The 15,347-nt window shown below is 55.1% G+C and carries 13 protein-coding genes; 5 read left to right on the top strand and 8 right to left on the bottom strand.

Going from position 1 to position 15,347, the window contains the following annotated elements:
- Nucleotides 1-42: 42 nt before the first annotated feature.
- Together KTE_RS32075 and KTE_RS32070 are read right to left on the bottom strand one after the other, a co-directional pair.
- Nucleotides 43-1,032 (bottom strand): universal stress protein, encoded by a 990-nt coding sequence (locus tag KTE_RS32075; RefSeq protein WP_201388774.1) that lies wholly within the window; start codon nucleotides 1,030-1,032, stop codon nucleotides 43-45.
- A 14-nt stretch (nucleotides 1,033-1,046) separates the two neighbouring features.
- Nucleotides 1,047-2,762, bottom strand: a complete 1,716-nt coding sequence (locus tag KTE_RS32070) for an FAD-dependent monooxygenase (protein ID WP_201388772.1) — start codon at nucleotides 2,760-2,762, stop codon at nucleotides 1,047-1,049.
- Between the two features lie 308 nt (nucleotides 2,763-3,070).
- Here KTE_RS32070 and KTE_RS32065 point away from each other — a divergent pair, with 308 nt between their 5' ends.
- Nucleotides 3,071-3,511 (top strand): RDD family protein, encoded by a 441-nt coding sequence (locus tag KTE_RS32065; RefSeq protein WP_201388770.1) that lies wholly within the window; start codon nucleotides 3,071-3,073, stop codon nucleotides 3,509-3,511.
- A 200-nt stretch (nucleotides 3,512-3,711) separates the two neighbouring features.
- Here the strand turns inward: KTE_RS32065 and cax are convergent, their stop codons facing one another.
- Nucleotides 3,712-4,917, bottom strand: coding sequence for a calcium/proton exchanger (gene cax / locus KTE_RS32060; protein ID WP_201388768.1), 1,206 nt, complete (start codon nucleotides 4,915-4,917; stop codon nucleotides 3,712-3,714).
- A 129-nt stretch (nucleotides 4,918-5,046) separates the two neighbouring features.
- A complete protein-coding gene (locus KTE_RS32055) occupies nucleotides 5,047-6,009 on the bottom strand; it encodes an alpha/beta fold hydrolase (RefSeq protein ID WP_201388766.1) in 963 nt (320 codons plus the stop codon).
- Nucleotides 6,010-6,254: 245 nt separating this feature from the next.
- Between KTE_RS32055 and pgi the strand changes: the two genes are divergently transcribed.
- Complete coding sequence (pgi, locus tag KTE_RS32050) at nucleotides 6,255-7,904, top strand: glucose-6-phosphate isomerase (protein ID WP_201388765.1); 1,650 nt, start codon at nucleotides 6,255-6,257, stop codon at nucleotides 7,902-7,904.
- 50 nt (nucleotides 7,905-7,954) lie between these two features.
- Here pgi and KTE_RS32045 read toward each other — a convergent pair whose 3' ends face one another.
- On the bottom strand, nucleotides 7,955-8,530 hold the full coding sequence (locus KTE_RS32045) for a TetR/AcrR family transcriptional regulator (RefSeq protein WP_201388763.1): 576 nt from the start codon (nucleotides 8,528-8,530) through the stop codon (nucleotides 7,955-7,957).
- A 184-nt stretch (nucleotides 8,531-8,714) separates the two neighbouring features.
- Between KTE_RS32045 and KTE_RS32040 the strand changes: the two genes are divergently transcribed.
- The 3 genes from KTE_RS32040 to KTE_RS32030 all read left to right on the top strand — a co-directional run bounded on the left by KTE_RS32040 (nucleotide 8,715) and on the right by KTE_RS32030 (nucleotide 12,159).
- On the top strand, nucleotides 8,715-9,944 hold the full coding sequence (locus KTE_RS32040; protein WP_201388761.1) for a cytochrome P450: 1,230 nt from the start codon (nucleotides 8,715-8,717) through the stop codon (nucleotides 9,942-9,944).
- Between the two features lie 256 nt (nucleotides 9,945-10,200).
- Nucleotides 10,201-11,466 (top strand): MFS transporter, encoded by a 1,266-nt coding sequence (locus KTE_RS32035; RefSeq protein ID WP_236600759.1) that lies wholly within the window; start codon nucleotides 10,201-10,203, stop codon nucleotides 11,464-11,466.
- Nucleotides 11,467-11,565: 99 nt separating this feature from the next.
- A complete protein-coding gene (locus tag KTE_RS32030) occupies nucleotides 11,566-12,159 on the top strand; it encodes a tetratricopeptide repeat protein (RefSeq protein ID WP_201388759.1) in 594 nt (197 codons plus the stop codon).
- 90 nt (nucleotides 12,160-12,249) lie between these two features.
- On the opposite strand, the gene KTE_RS32025 is transcribed toward KTE_RS32030, so the two are convergent.
- The 3 genes from KTE_RS32025 to KTE_RS32015 form a co-directional block, all read right to left on the bottom strand.
- Entirely contained in the window at nucleotides 12,250-13,278 is a 1,029-nt protein-coding gene (locus tag KTE_RS32025) for an LLM class flavin-dependent oxidoreductase (RefSeq protein WP_201388757.1), read from the bottom strand.
- Between the two features lie 166 nt (nucleotides 13,279-13,444).
- Nucleotides 13,445-14,347, bottom strand: coding sequence for a polysaccharide deacetylase family protein (locus KTE_RS32020; protein ID WP_201388755.1), 903 nt, complete (start codon nucleotides 14,345-14,347; stop codon nucleotides 13,445-13,447).
- A 299-nt stretch (nucleotides 14,348-14,646) separates the two neighbouring features.
- Nucleotides 14,647-15,294, bottom strand: a complete 648-nt coding sequence (locus tag KTE_RS32015) for a YIP1 family protein (RefSeq protein ID WP_201388753.1) — start codon at nucleotides 15,292-15,294, stop codon at nucleotides 14,647-14,649.
- Nucleotides 15,295-15,347: the final 53 nt, after the last annotated feature.

The following is a 15,347-nucleotide window of genomic DNA, read 5'->3' as shown; positions in this document are numbered from 1 at the left end:
TGTGTGCTGAATCCGCCAACACACAACCACACCCTTATACCATCAACGCGCTTCGGCGGGGCGGACAACCAGGAGGGGCATGGTCGAACCCTTGATGACGCGATCCGTGGTGCTGCCAACTGCCCAGCGCTGAATGCCTCCACGGCCATGAGTGGCCAGCGCGAGCACGCCATAGCCACCGCTCTCTTTATGCTCCAGACCTGTCCCTTGCTGGGCGGCACGGATGAGCGCGTCGGCGACATCACGTTCCTGGAGGATCGACCAGGTAATAACAATATCTGGCAGGGCTTTGTTGCGTTCCTGTTGCTGCCCAAGCTTATCTGTAAGCGCGTCGAGATACTTCTCTGCCGCGGTCACAGGCTGGCGCTGGGCCTCTTGTTCCTCGGGGCTACCACCCTCATCAATTGGGCGAACGACCTGTATCAGGTGCAAACGCGCGGGGCCGCTCAGCGAGAGGGCCTGAGCCAGGGCAATGGCGGGCGCAAGGGACGCTTCGGCAAAGGTTGATCCATCCAGGCCAGCCAGGATCGGAGCCGTATTGGCGACACTTGAGGTCTGGAGGGAGACCAGGCGCGTATGCTCCTCACGCAGCACAAGCACAGGACAGGCACTATGGCGCACAACCTTCATCGCCACGCTTCCCATCGTACCATGGCGAAACTCCCCCGAACCGCGACCACTCATGACCATAAGATCAGCCTGCTGATCGCGAGCGGCATCGAGGATAGTAGGAGCCTCAGCCCCATTAAGCACAAGGTTCTCGACCTGGAGATCCGCTAGATCCTGCATCTGGTGCAGAATATCCAGGTAATTGCGCGCCTTGTCGGTTTCTTCGCGTAAGACCTCATCGATAAAGATTGGCGTCTGAGCGATATAGGACTCGAAGAGGTAGAGTCCATACTCGCGTGGCACATTGGCGACGCGTAAGAGTACCAGCGTCGCGTCGCTGGCCCGCGCGATCAGGGCCGCGACCGGTATAGCCTGCTCGGATCGCGTAGACCCGTCCAGGGGAACGAGAATGCGCTGAAACATAGCCATACTCCTCCCTATTGCTCGCGTGTGGCGGATTGGCGCACTACCCCTACGGGGCGAGGCTCAGATACAATAAAGATGCGATCAAGGTAGGACCAGAGCCGCTCTAGCTCTATTGGACGACATAAAAAGCCAATATAGCCATCGGGTCGCACAAGCACCAGTCCATCCTCGGCGATACCATATGCGGTATACATAGCCTCGCTGGCATCGTAGATGGTTCGCGTTCTACCGCTCTCGCTTGCATCCTGTGAACGCGGCAGCACCAGGTAAGCATCGACCAGGTCGCTAAACTCACGCCTGACCAGACCATCTATCTCCTCCCAGAGCTTCATGCTGCGCTCTGGATCGTGGCGACGCGCGAACACAAAGAGCACATGATGTGTCCCCAGACAGAGTGTATGCACGCGCATAGGCGTAATACCTAGATGGACATTCACATCCGGCGCGCGCTCACCAGCATGGAGTTCGCCTGGTAGCAAACGCTGCTCGCTAAGAGCCTCATACAGGCGACCTGGCTGGTGCTCGCAGATCACAGGGCTACGGCGATAAGACACGCCAAGCTGCGAGATCGTCGTGGCCAGGAGATTGCGCACCTGCTTACTGTTGGTAACCAGGTGAGCCGCGCCATCGCGCAAGCGCGAGGGAAGCGAGTTGTGCAGGAGTGCCAGGCGTGTGATCAGGTCGGTCACACGCAGGAGCTGCCGCCCCACGCGCTCGCGCTCCTCCTCATAGCTATCGAGTAACGCTGGATGCGCCTTCTGCTTACTCACCAGCGCGAGCTTCCAGGCCAGGTTAAAGGCATCTTGAATGCCTGTATTCATCCCCTGCCCCCCAACAGGTGAGTGAATATGACAGGCATCCCCCGCCAGAAAGACTGCACCCTGGCGATAGTGTTGCACCTTGCGCTGATTGATTTGGAAGCGGGACGACCAGGACATATCATGTATGCGTGCATCCCTCAGCCCACACTTCTCAAGCGCCTGCTGCACCTCCTCCAGCGTAACATCCCCCTCGGGAGCCGCCTTAGGCCTGTATGCGATTATGATGCGATGCAGGCTATCCGGTAAGGGGAAGCAGGCAACGATATCCCCCTCCTGCAGGAAGAAGGCCGCCTGCTGATGAGGCAGATACCAGTCCATAAAGACATCGGCCAGGGCAAAGGACTGCGCGAAGGTCCGGCCCTCGAAGCCCATCTTCAGCAGGTGGCGCACCGTGCTATGTGGGCCATCGCAGCCAGCCAGCCAGCGCGCACGCACCCGCTCTTGCTGGCCATCAGCGTGCTCAAGCAGGGCCTCAACGCCGCTATCATCCTGGCGCAATGCCACCAGCGCCACCTCATGCTCAATCCAGACCTGTTGCCGCGCCAGGTGATCGCTCAAGATGCGCTCCGTCTGCCATTGAGGAATAGAGAGGATAAAGGGATAGTGACTGGGAATGCTCCTGGTATCGAACTGAGCAATGCGCTGGTGATGGCTATAAACGCTCATCCCCTTGATCTGCCCCCCATACTCCAGCATAGCCTTAGCGATGCCCATCTTCTCAAACAACTCCAGTGTACGCGCCTGAACTCCCAGCGCCTTCGACTCCTGGGAGCCGTGCGGCAAGCGGTCGATAATGCGACATCGTACCCCATGCCGCGTCAACTCGCTCGCCAGCACCATACCAGTCGGGCCTGCGCCCACGACCAGCACCTCTGTATCATAGTGGTCTGCAACATTCTGTACCATACTAACAGGCTCTCTTTCTCTCCCTGGCTCACTGAGCCACCCGCCAAAGTGTAGAGTCCAAGCTAGCTTAGACTCTACAACTCTTTAGATACATAGAAATACTCTCTATACGCTAATATACACACTCGCACATACACACCTTTTCCCCCACATGATTATGCCTTTCCTTTGCCAAACCCCGGAAAAATACGCATTTATGACCATTTTTCTACTTGACTTTTATTGATAAGTTCAACTATAATAACATTCGCAAAAGATAGCATAGGCTATCTTTAAGCTCCTCAAGCATTATTTGGAGGTCTATTATTATGGACTATCAAGCACAGGAATCAGCCCAGGCGGCCCCAGCGCAACAGTACGCTGGCGTAGGCAGCCGCTTCCTCGCCCTCTTGATTGATGGCATCATTGTTGGTATTGTAATTGGTATTCTTGACGCAGTCTTTGGTTTGGCCATTAAAAACACCGGACCTGCAATTGGTAGTGGGATTGGCGGTATCATTGCCCTGGTCTACTACTTCTACATGGAAGCCACGCAGGGTGGCACCTTTGGCAAGAAGATCCTTGGCCTGCGCATCGTAAAGGAAGATGGCTCTCCCATCGGCTGGAGCGAGTCCATCATCCGCAACCTACTGCGCATCATTGATGGCCTATTCGCTTATCTCATTGGGGCGATCCTGATCTGGACCTCTCCCCGCAAGCAGCGCCTGGGTGACCGCGCTGCGCACACGGTCGTCATCAAGACCCGCTAATCATCCCGCTATTTTCTTTCGCATCTCTAAAGAAGAGCGCCGCTGTAATATATCTACAGCGGCGCTCTTCTTTATCTTTCCTATCATCTCAATGAATAGCACAGGGCAGGCCTTACACTTATTTGACGCATTTGTTTATGGTAGGGGCCAGCCTGGGAAGCCATCTCGCGTCAACAGGACGTTTAAGAAGGGAGAAGGCGCTAGCTAGGGGTAAAAAAGGTGCCGACGGCGAGGATGAGGTAGAAGGCGCAGAGGAGCAGGCCCTCAAGCCAGGTGGATTCGCCATCGAGGCTGATCAGGGCATAGAGAAACGCCACAAGGGCAAAGAGCGAGACTTCCAGCATGGAGAAGTTCAGGTCGAGAGGCGACCCCATCAGCGTACCCGCGAGAACCAGGATGGGAGCTGCCAGCAGCGCAATCTGGATCGAGGAGCCAGCCGTAATCGCCAGGGAGATCTCCATATGATCGTGCATAGCCGAGGTGATGGCGGAAAAGTGCTCAGCGGCATTGCCTACGATAGGGATAATGATCAGGCCGACGAAGAAAGGGTTCAACCCCACCTGGTGCGTCAGTGGCTCAATGGTGCCAACCAGAATCTCGCTTACAAAGGCCGTCACAGCCGTCACGCCCGCCAGCACCAGCAGGGGCAGCCAGAGCGAGTGATACCAGAGAGTATTTATACTGCCGAAGAAGCCACGCCCCTGCGTCCTTTGTGGTACCACTAGATCATCCTTGCCGATAGGCACCTGGGCATAGGCCAGTTCATGCGCCGCTACTGCCATCCCGGCCTTCCCTTTAGCGGTCTCTGTTCCCGCGACGGGCTCCTCGCGCATGGTACGCACGCCGAAGACGGAGTAGGCAATATAGGCCACATAACACACCAGCAGGACAAGCGCGACCCCGATGCTCAAGAGATGTAGCTGGCTGCCGCGCACAACAGCACTTCCAGGTTGAGTGCCCTCGCCAACTGTAGCCAGCAGGGAGGGAATGCCCATGCCGATAACTGCCAGGGCCAGCATCGAGGCGTATTCGCCCGCCACACGCGCACTAAAGAGTTGGCGGCGATAGCGCCATCCACCCAGGAGCATAGCGGTCCCCAACACGAGCAGGGCGTTACCAATAATGGAACCTGCCAACGAGGCGCGCACGACCTCGGGCAGGCCAACCCTCAACGCGGCCAGGCCAATAATGATCTCCGCAGCATTGCCAAAGGTCGCGTTGAGCAGGCCACCAATGCCATGCCCCAGGCGTTCAGCCAGGACCTCCGTGGCCAAACCAATTAAGCCAGCCAGCGGGACCAGTCCCAGGGCGGCCAACACAAAAAGTAGCAAAGCCGAGGCATGCTGCGTCTCGGCGATAAAGACAGCGGGAACCGCCAGTAAGAGCAAATAGAGCCAGCGCGTCATGGTCATTTACCTCCCAATCCAAACCATTTCTCTTTCCAGTCTGACCATACGCAAAAAACTGAGGTATAACTAAAAATAAGGGATGCGGTATGAGAGCCGAGACTCTCATACCGCATCCCTTATTTTTAGTTATACGCTGGCAGAGCCTCGCATCACGCTGGCATCTTTCAGAAAGTCCTGAATTCTGGGCATGACCTGGCGCGCACGTGTGTAGAAGGCCAGGTGCTTGCCACCCGGTAAAGCGAGCAGACGGGCGCCGGGAACCTGGCTCGCGACCGCGTGTGCGTGCTCAAAGGGCACTTCGTCGTCACTTGTACCATGGACGACCAGCGTTGGCGCCTGGATCTCGGCCAGAGGATAGGTGGTGATACGCGCGAATTGCCGCATATCATTGGTGTATCCAATTGCACGAATATCAAAGAAGAGGCAGGAGCTTAGCAGGTTGCGCAGTGTGCCCCCATTGGGAATGAGGCGCAGCAATCTAAGCAAACTATAGTACATGGGATCATAGATGACCAGGCGCTCATACAGGCCGCGATACCAGCGCCCAAAGGGACTCATCTCTTGCTTTAACTCGTCTTCGTCATAGTGTTGCGCGACCCCACTCAGCATAATCAGGCCCTGGCAACGCTGAGGATGGCGCAAGGCAAACTGGATGGCGCTGGGTCCACCGCCAGAGATACCGATAATGGCAGCCTTCTCCTCACCCAGTTCGTCGAGAAGCGCGGCGAAGAGATCGGCCTGTTCCTCCGGCGTGCGTCCACTCTCGATGGGGGTGCGCAAATAGCCGGGCCTGGAGGGCGCGATATATGTATAGTTTGCATTGGAGTCATGGTCCATGTTCGCCATGACACGTGCGCAAGCCAGGGCCTGGTCATACCCACCAGGTGTGCCATGCGCGATGAGTACGACATTGCCCTTGCCAAAGCGCTGGTACTCAATGGAACCCAGCTTCGTCTGCACTACGCGGCTCTCTGTCAATAGACGCGCGCGCTCCTTCTCCCACCACCCCTTATAGGTGGCCCGCCCCCGCACCGCCATGACTCCCCCAGCCAACAGCGCCAGGGGCCAGAACAGATGCCGTACCCTCATGTCATGCTCCTTAGAAAGTGAGCCAGAGAACAATATTTAAAATGAATACGTTTTATCCCTTGATAAGTTCAAGAATAGAGCCGCTGGCGCGAGACGTCACGCCAAGTAGAACGAATCATACATATGAAGGGATACGCCAATGCGTCGGGCAGCAACCTGTATACTAAGAATGTGCAATAATAAGCATGTACTATACGTGCTGCTCTACTGAGCACACAAAGCGATCTGGAGGAGATTTTAAAAACATGGCTACTACTGGTACAAGCCGTACGCCCCTCACCCAGCTTTCAAGCTGGAAGGCGCTTGAGGAGCACTACCAGAAGATTAAAGATGTACATCTACGCGACCTCTTTGCCGAAGACCCTAAGCGCGGCGAGCGCTTGAGCACTGAGGCTGCTGGCATTTACCTCGATTACTCAAAGAACCGCATCACATCGGAGACGCTGGACCTCTTGCTGAAACTGGCGGACGAGGTTGGCCTGCGCGAGCGCATCAACGCGATGTTCAGCGGCGAGAAAATCAATGTCACCGAGCAGCGCGCCGTGCTGCACGTGGCTCTGCGCGCCCCCAAAGACCAGGTCATTAAAGTGGATGGCCATAACGTGATCCCTGAGGTCCACGAAGTCCTCGATAAGATGACCGATTTCTCTAATAAGGTCCGCAACGGCGAATGGAAGGGCTATACGGGCAAGCGCATCCGCAATATCGTCAACATCGGTATCGGCGGCTCGGACCTCGGTCCCGATATGGCCTACCAGGCCCTGCGCCACTACAGTGACCGCGACCTGACCGTGCGCTTCGTCTCCAATGTCGATGGCACCCACTTCGCCGAGGCTACCCGCGCCCTCAATCCCGAGGAGACGCTCTTCATCGTCTCCTCAAAGACCTTCACGACCATTGAAACCATGACCAATGCGCACACCGCTCGCGATTGGGCGCTGCGCACTCTCAAGGACGATGCCGCCGTCGCCAAGCACTTTGTGGCCGTCTCCACCAATGCTGAGGAGGTCAAGAAGTTCGGCATCGACACGGCGAACATGTTTGGCTTCTGGGACTGGGTGGGCGGTCGCTACTCCTATGACTCGGCCATTGGTCTCTCACTCATGATCGCTATCGGACCCGAGAACTTCCGTAAGATGCTCGCAGGCTTCCATGAGATGGACGAGCACTTCCGTACCGCGCCCTTCGAGAAGAACCTGCCAGCCCTGCTGGGCCTGATCGGTATCTGGTACAATAACTTCTTTGGCGCGCAGACCGTCGCGGTCCTCCCCTACGACCAGTACCTGGAGAAGTTGAGCGCATATCTACAGCAGCTCGATATGGAGAGCAATGGCAAGCATGTCACCCAGGAGGGTCAGCCAGTAAACTACCAGACAGGTCCCATCATCTGGGGTCAGCCGGGTACGAACGGGCAGCATGCCTTCTACCAGCTCATCCACCAGGGGACAAAGCTCATTCCCTGCGACTTCCTCGGCTTCTACCAGGCGCTCAACCCACTGCCACCACACCACGACCTGCTGATCGCCAATATGATCGCGCAGGCCGAGGCCCTGGCCTTTGGCAAGACCGCCGAAGAGCTCAAGGCCGAGGGCAGCCCCGACTACCAGACGCCTCACCGCGTCTGCGAGGGCAACCGTCCCTCGAACACGCTGTTCCTGGAGCGCCTGACCCCCGAGGCGCTGGGCAAGATTATCGCCCTCTACGAGCACAAGGTCTTCGTCCAGGGCACAGTCTGGAACATCGACTCCTTCGACCAGTGGGGCGTCGAGCTGGGCAAGGTCCTGGCCAAGCGTATCATTCCCGAACTTGAAGCGGAGAAAGAGCCTGAACTCAAGCACGACAGCTCAACCAACCGCCTCATCGAGCGCTATCGCCAGTTCAAGCGCAAAGCTTAAAATATAGAGGGATAAAAACTGTGGTACAACCAACGGTTGCACCACAGTTTTTATCCCTCTATATTTTCTAAAGTGAAGGCGACATTGCTAGTTGGCTGGACGATAAGCTCGCGGTAGATAATGCCCATGCGTTCAGGAGGATAGGGACGACCCTGCTGAAGCCACCATTGAATCAGGGAAATGGACGAGGTGACGATATGGTAGGCAGCAATTTCAAGAGGAACGGGGCTTTCGGGGCGAGCCTTTCTCTGTCGCAATATATTCTGCACGCTCTGCGCAATCGCCTCTTGCACTAGCGAGGAAGAACTCTGGCGTAAAAGCACGCGTATAACCTCCTCGTGCTCCTCCACATAATGAAAGAGAAGTGTGCCCACAATAGCGGCATCGCTGTGCGCGGAGAGATCGGGAAGCCTGGTCATCAATTCGTTTAGCACGACATCCAGCACATCACGCAAGAGCGCGTCTTTATCTGGATAATGGCGAAAGAAAGTCGCGTAACCAACCTCCGCGCGTTCGGTAATGTCGCGAATAGTAATCTTATCGTATTCGCGCTCCAACGTTAGCGCGATCAGAGCCTTCACTAATAATTGCTGCGTGCGCTTCACACGCCTATCCTGGGTAGTCATGCACACCCCTTACACCTGAGCGCCGCAAGCGTGAAGAATGACGCTTCTCTCATTTCCTTGACCTTTTACCGCTTTATGAGTTATCGTATATATTATGATTCACAGTATATCATAAGTATGGCTGAGACAAGGTAGTTTTTTTCATGTGTATAGAAGGAAAGAAGAGAAGGAGATAGGCACAGAGATGCAGGCACAACAAAATGCTGACACGACAGCAGTATGTCCATTTCCGCATCATTTGCTGAACCAGCAGAAGACCGCCAAAGAGCCTGACTACGGTGCGCCCGCTATAGAGCGCGACGCCGAGGGCACATGGCATATTCGTAATTTCGAGGGTATGCGTTCTATTCTGCGCAGCGGTGATACACGCCAGGCAGGCTTCAATGCCGACCTGATTACACGCATCCCCAATATGACAAATACGCCTATTCTCTATCTGGAGGGGCAAGCACACCACCAGCAGCGCAGGCAGACGGCGCGCTTCTTCGCGCCCAAGGTCGTCAGCGATAAATATTACCAGGTCATGGAGAAGCTGGTAGACGAGATCATTGCTGAGCTACAACAGAAGCGGAGCGCGGACCTCAGCCAGCTCAGCATGAAGCTGGCGGTCCGCGTGGCAGCCGAGGTAGTTGGGCTGACCAATAGTCGCCTGCCAGGGATGGCTAAACGCCTAGAGGCCTTCTTTGGCAGCGAACCGCTCACCTTTAACTGGACACCACGCGTCCTGCTGAGCTTCTTGCGCAACCAGACGCGCATGGCGGCCTTCTACTACCTGGATGTTCAACCAGCCATTAAAGCACGCAAACGCAAGGCGCAGGAAGATGTCATCTCACACCTGGTCGCACAGAACTATAGCCAGGTTGAGATCCTGACCGAATGCGTCACCTATGCCGCTGCTGGGATGGCTACCACTCGCGAATTCATCTCGGTCGCGACCTGGCATCTTCTGGAGCAGCCCGCGCTGCGCCAGCGTTATATGGAAGCCTCGGAAAAAGAGCGCCATGCCATTCTGGAGGAGATTCTACGCGTCGAGCCAGTTGTTGGCCATCTCTTTCGCCGCGCCACTGCCGAGATCACTCTTGAGCATGAAGGCACCAGCTATACCATTCCTCAGGACGCCCTGATCGACCTGCACATCTATAACGCCAATACCGATGAAGCCATGGTCGGTGATCATCCCCTGGCAATCTGTCCTGTACGCGAGCTACATGGAGAGCGTCTCTCGCCCGCTATGATGAGCTTCGGCGATGGCGGACACCGCTGCCCCGGCTCCTATATCGCCATCCAGGAGACAGATGTACTACTCCAGCGCCTGTTCTCCCTCGATACCCTACACATCGTGCATGCCCCCAATGTCAGCTGGCACGCTATGATCAAAGGCTATGAGCTTCGCCAATTCACCATCGCCCTCTAATCATGTAGCATAAAGGGGTGTGGGGGTGATCGGCTAGCCGATCACCCCCACACCCCTTTATACTACCTATTTCACAAATAATGGAAAAGCAAAAGCAGTATCTCAAGCAAAAGACCTTTTTTCTCATTTTAATTGTAGCATAATTGTCAAGTCAGCGGCAACGGGCTTTTGGCCGATGTTTTTGGGTTCGGCTCCCTGTATACTCAACGTCTCATTTTATTTACCCATAGAAACATACATAAGGGAGACAGGGCCAATGATGACTGAAAATACAGCGCCGCCAGTAGAGGCAGGACCAAAGGGCTTGTGGCGCGCCTTTGCCTCGCTGAGGCATCGCAATTATCGTCTGTACTGGTCGGGACAGGTGATATCGCTGCTGGGTAGCTCGATGCAGACCATCGGCCTGGCCTGGCTGGTACTGGAGATTACTCATAGCGCCTGGCAACTTGGACTGGTGGGAGCCTTACAGGCTGTGCCCATCCTACTCTTCTCGCTCTTTGGTGGGTTCGTAGCCGATCGCTGGCCCAAGCGGCACGTTCTCTTTGTGACCCAGGCTGTGGCCATGCTCCAGGCGCTGCTCCTCTGGGTACTTACAATCAGCGGAGTCATCCAGGTCTGGCATCTGTATCTACTGGCGCTCCTGTTGGGATGCATGAACTGTTTGTACAGGCCTGCCAGCAGCGCCTTTGTCGTTGAGCTGGTTGGGCGCGAGGACCTGCCCAACGCTGTGGCCTTAAACTCATCTCTCTCCACGCTAGCCCGCATCGTGGGTCCCGGGTTAGCTGGGATTATTCTTGCTGGAAGCGCTGTCAGCGTGCTCTTTCTCATCAATGCCCTTAGCTTCCTCGCGGTGCTTATAGGTCTAGCATTCATCGACAATGATAAGCTGTACGCCCAGGCGCGCCAGGTTGCTGAAGCAGGCGCGCGACAGTCAATGTGGCAGAGCCTGCGCGAAGGTTTCGCCTATATCAGGGAGACGCCTGTAGTATTGCTGTTACTCCTGGTGGTGGGACTAGTGTTGCTCTTCGGCTCAAACTTCAATGTTGTGCTCCCCCTCTTCGCCACAGATCTCCTGCATATGGGGGCAACGGGCTTTGGCACTCTCTCTGCCGCCTCCAGCATTGGGGCGCTGCTCGCGACGCTCTGGCTTGCCTGGAGCAACCAGAAACCAACCATGCGCCGCATGCTGCTCGGTACGCTGATCTTCGCGATCCTGGAGCTAGCTTTTGCGCTCTCACGCCTCTATCCTCTATCCATAGTACTTATCGCCAGTGTAGGCTTCGCGGAGAGCACATTTGCTGCCCAGGCCATCACCACCCTACAAACAGTGGTCCCGGACCACCTACGTGGCCGCGTCATGAGCGTACAGGTGCTCATATTCGATGGCAGCCTCCCGCTGGGTTACCTGCTGATGGGCTGGCTCTCCGCACTCTATGGCCCTACCAATGCCCTGCTCGCTGGCGCCCTGCTCAGTCTGCTAGCCGTGGTTGGAGGGTGGTTATGGCACAAAGCCATGTTATAGCATATATATTGACCGTTTCATCTTACCGTACGCCCTTACACAGCGCTCTCGTTTCCGCGAATATGAAGATACACCGAGAATTTGAAAAAGAAGGAAAACATGGCAACAAAACAACCGTTTTTCCAGCGCTTCCAGTCGTCCGATCCGCAAAAGCTGCTCAGGCAGGTCCAGCAAGAAGTTGAGCAGTTAGAGCAGGCTCGACGTGTCCAGGACGAGCCTTGGCAACTCGAACTCCTGAGTGGGATAGGAGGCAATACCACTATCCTGGGGAAAGAAACCGAGGCTTTGCCCTTCATAGAACAAGCTCTAGCGTTGGCAAGGAAGCGAGGAGATAAACCATTTGAAATAGAAAACCTGCTGAATCTTGCGACGACCCAGCAATATCTCGGCAAGCGCGAGCTGGCACAGGCGCTCTTTCAGCAAGCGTTAGATATAGGTCGAACCCACGGAGTGCGAGATTACGAGGACTTTGTCTTGCATCATCGGGGACGCTGTTACGTAGAGCAGGGAAAGATCGACGAGGCACGAGCCTCTTTCGAACAAGCACTGGTGTTGCGAGAAGAAAAGGGGGATCAACGCTTTATTGCTTCAACGCGCAATGCTCTCGCTGCTCTCAACAAGCCGCTCAACGAGATTCTTGGAACCACTGTCAGCTTTTCGCGTGATGAGCCTGTTGATACCACTGACGAGTAATTCGTCAGCCCAGCTCTTTTTCGCCTGGCTCACCCAAAGATGGACAGGAAGCCACCACTTGAAGTGGCTTCCCGTCTCTCGTATACCTCGTCAGGAGGATTTGAAGGCTGGCAGGACGCGTTGCGCCACGCGTTCCAGGTGCGCCATGATCGCGTCATGAGGTACCCCTGGCGGATGCGACCAGAAACAGAGTTCGGTGAGGGGCGTATGTGTCTGCATCTCACGAATGCGTTTAACCACGTTCTCTGGGGTGTCGACCAGAAGACCCTGGCGCGACAACTTCTTAGGGTCTGTGGCGGGTGGACGGGGTTGCTCGGCATCGGTGCCATAGCGGGCATAGACATCCGCCTGATAGGCCAGAGCGGGCGCGAGCAGGATCTCCCAATCGCGCTTGGGATCATCGCTCACCCACATATGCATACTGGCCACAACAGGGAAATTATGTATATCGCGACCATGCTGCTCCAGGTGCTTTTGCAATAGCTCACACTGGCTCTTCAACTCGTCAAGAGGATTATAGTTGACTGCCGCAAGGAAGCCATCCGCTAAGCGAGCAACACGCTCCAGGGCTGGCTCAGATGCTCCTCCCATGTATATAGGAAAATGCTCGCCCTGGGCTGGCCGAGGCGTCACGGGCAACGGCTGGCCCTGATAGCCATCAGGCACTGGCTCCCCCTTGAAGGCGGCTCGCAGGTAATGCACGCCATCCTCCATACGGCTGCGGCGCTTCCGCCGATCAACGCCAAAGGTCGTGAACTCATGCTGAACATAACCCAGGCCGAGGCCCAACGTAAAACGCCCCTCAGATAAGACATCCAGCACCGCCGCTTCCTCGGCTAGCAGGCGGATGGGCCAGAGAGGTAGCAACACGATATTAGTGCCCAGGCTTATCTTCTGCACGCGGGCCGCGAGGTATGCCAGGAAGGTGAAGGGCGCGGGCAGGTAGCCATCATCGAAGCCATGATGTTCAGTATCCCACACACCAGCGAAACCCAGGCGCTCGGCCAAGGTAATTTCTTCTATCAGCTCTCGATAGGTTGTCGTCGTCACTGGTTGCCCCCGCGTCGTTCGCCCATCTACCCAGAGCGAAAAGCGCAACGGACTCTGCCTGTTCTGCATCTCCATCTCTCCCTTTTAAATGTCAACAGCAACATATATGCATCTCCTTTCACACGCCTCGTCACACCTGGCAGTAACAAAAAGAGTAAGGGAGTGTGGTAGTGGGATGGCTGAGCCATCCCACTACCACACTCCCTTACTCAGCGAGCCACGTAGTGACGAGAAGTCATTTCTTTTTTTGCTCGTGTGGGAGGCGCGCGAGCATCTGGCGGATGGTAACAAAATGGTAGCCGCGATCATGGAGGGTTTGAATAATTGTCGGTAAAGCCTCAAGCGTTTGGGAACGGTCACCACCACCATCATGCATAAGAATAATGGATCCATTCTGCACATGGTCGAGCACATTATGCAGAATCGTCTTCACGCCCGGTCGCGACCAATCAAGCGAGTCGACATTCCAGGTTACGGTAACTAGTTTCAGGCTGGTAGCTACCTGAATAGAGGTCTGGTTGTATTCGCCATAGGGGGGACGCATCACAAAGGGGCGCTGATGTGTCACCCGTTGAATGGCGTCATTGGTATTCTGCAACTGCCAGTACTGGCTCTCCATGCTCAGACCAGTCAGGACGGGGTGATTCCAGGTATGATTCTCGATCTCATAACCCGCTTTATAGGCGCGCAAGGTGAGGTCAGGAAAGGTTGCGACCTGGCGTCCAACACTGAAGAAGGTGGCTTTGATATGATACTTTTCGAGGACATCTAGCACCTTCGCCGTGAAGTTGGGGAAGGGGCCATCATCAAAGGTCAGAGCCACTTCGCGCAGGTTCTCGTTCCCATGCGCAATCAGAGGGATATGCGTATCAGGAATTTCGACGACCTGTCCCGAACCCGCCAGCAGAGGACTCGCCGTGGCAAAAGCCACAGACGAAAATGGTTGCACCGCTGGAACAGGAGAAATACTCGCATGTACCAATGTTTGCAATGAGTTTTTTTGCGCTACAGAGGGTTGAGTAAAATAAAAGACGAACAATCCAGTCAATAAGAGGAAAAGGCTCGCCAGCACCCCCAATTTGAGCAATAAGCCCGGGCGTTTGGCACGATATAATAGTGAAGGGGATCGAATCTCCATATGATCCGCTCTTTTCTTGCATTTCCATGCAACGATCTTGGATGTCACAGTAATCGCTGCAAGCCATTGGATGAGCTTGCATACCCTACTTTAAATAACGCAACCTTCATTGCACAAGTTGCTAGGAGTTTTTTCCCTCAAAACCATTCTTTTCGCCGTTTTTACTCATCCCAGAAGATAAGCTCCCCTTGCAAGGTACAGGCACCTGAAACTATTTTAGTGCTATCTCCTTGCACAACCCATGAGCAAATACACTTTCCACTTCCTTTCCCGTTTTCCAATGCCCTTGACTCGAATCGCTAGAGAATGATAACGCCGAACAAGAGCGCCAGCGGGAGGAAAAGAACTACCAGCAGGAGCACACCAGTCACAGCCCACCTCAAGCTCAGCCCATGCACAGCACGTAAGGTGAAGACTTGGAGCACGGCAATGTAAAGTTGAATGGAGAACAACACCGTATTACGAGCAATGGTGAGCCATGTTCCTCCTTCTAACAGGATGGAGCTAATAATGATGAGAAGCAGAAGCGGCACCTGAAAGAGCAGGTTCGTGTAGAGCATCACGAGGAAAGCCCCCTGTCCCCTAAGCAGACGTGCCATCCAGTGGAGCACCACGACGCTTACAAACGCGAAGAGGGGCATCATCAGCACATTCAAGGCAATCGAAGGCTGTTCTTGAAAAGACCAGAACGATTCAAACACGCTCAAGTGCCGGAGAAGGGCACTTACCAGGTAGAAGAGATATTCCACCACGCTTGCGATCAGCACAAGCACGGTCAGTTGTACCCAGATCGTCGACCAGTTCGCCTGATCCATCGCCTCACGTATGGTCTGCACTCCAGGTTTCATGATTGTCTTGAAGCTCTGAAGTGGGAGCCTGCGAAGTGTTAAAGGCAGCAACGCCACATCCTTGACATAGGTGTCCAGATCATCGTTTGAAGAATGCATACTTATCCTCTTAGTTCCCATATGGTTCTTAATACATTAACGATCGCTCAATA

Origin of the sequence: Ktedonobacter sp. SOSP1-85, assembly GCF_016587415.1 — a bacterium.
GTDB lineage: Bacteria > Chloroflexota > Ktedonobacteria > Ktedonobacterales > Ktedonobacteraceae > Ktedonobacter.
The sequence above is the reverse complement of the archived record's forward strand: the minus strand, read 5'-3'. Positions and strand labels throughout refer to the sequence as shown.

Bases quoted from the DNA above. Each gene is read 5' to 3' on its own strand.
- KTE_RS32020 (WP_201388755.1), bottom strand. From the start codon at position 14,347: ATGGAGATTCGATCCCCTTCACTATTATATCGTGCCAAACGCCCGGGC.
- KTE_RS32040 (WP_201388761.1), top strand. From the start codon at position 8,715: ATGCAGGCACAACAAAATGCTGACACGACAGCAGTATGTCCATTTCCG.
- KTE_RS32075 (WP_201388774.1), bottom strand. From the start codon at position 1,032: ATGTTTCAGCGCATTCTCGTTCCCCTGGACGGGTCTACGCGATCCGAG.
- pgi (WP_201388765.1), top strand. From the start codon at position 6,255: ATGGCTACTACTGGTACAAGCCGTACGCCCCTCACCCAGCTTTCAAGC.
- KTE_RS32015 (WP_201388753.1), bottom strand. From the start codon at position 15,294: ATGCATTCTTCAAACGATGATCTGGACACCTATGTCAAGGATGTGGCG.
- KTE_RS32055 (WP_201388766.1), bottom strand. From the start codon at position 6,009: ATGAGGGTACGGCATCTGTTCTGGCCCCTGGCGCTGTTGGCTGGGGGA.
- KTE_RS32070 (WP_201388772.1), bottom strand. From the start codon at position 2,762: ATGGTACAGAATGTTGCAGACCACTATGATACAGAGGTGCTGGTCGTG.
- KTE_RS32025 (WP_201388757.1), bottom strand. From the start codon at position 13,278: ATGCAGAACAGGCAGAGTCCGTTGCGCTTTTCGCTCTGGGTAGATGGG.
- KTE_RS32035 (WP_236600759.1), top strand. From the start codon at position 10,201: ATGATGACTGAAAATACAGCGCCGCCAGTAGAGGCAGGACCAAAGGGC.
- cax (WP_201388768.1), bottom strand. From the start codon at position 4,917: ATGACGCGCTGGCTCTATTTGCTCTTACTGGCGGTTCCCGCTGTCTTT.
- KTE_RS32065 (WP_201388770.1), top strand. From the start codon at position 3,071: ATGGACTATCAAGCACAGGAATCAGCCCAGGCGGCCCCAGCGCAACAG.
- KTE_RS32030 (WP_201388759.1), top strand. From the start codon at position 11,566: ATGGCAACAAAACAACCGTTTTTCCAGCGCTTCCAGTCGTCCGATCCG.
- KTE_RS32045 (WP_201388763.1), bottom strand. From the start codon at position 8,530: ATGACTACCCAGGATAGGCGTGTGAAGCGCACGCAGCAATTATTAGTG.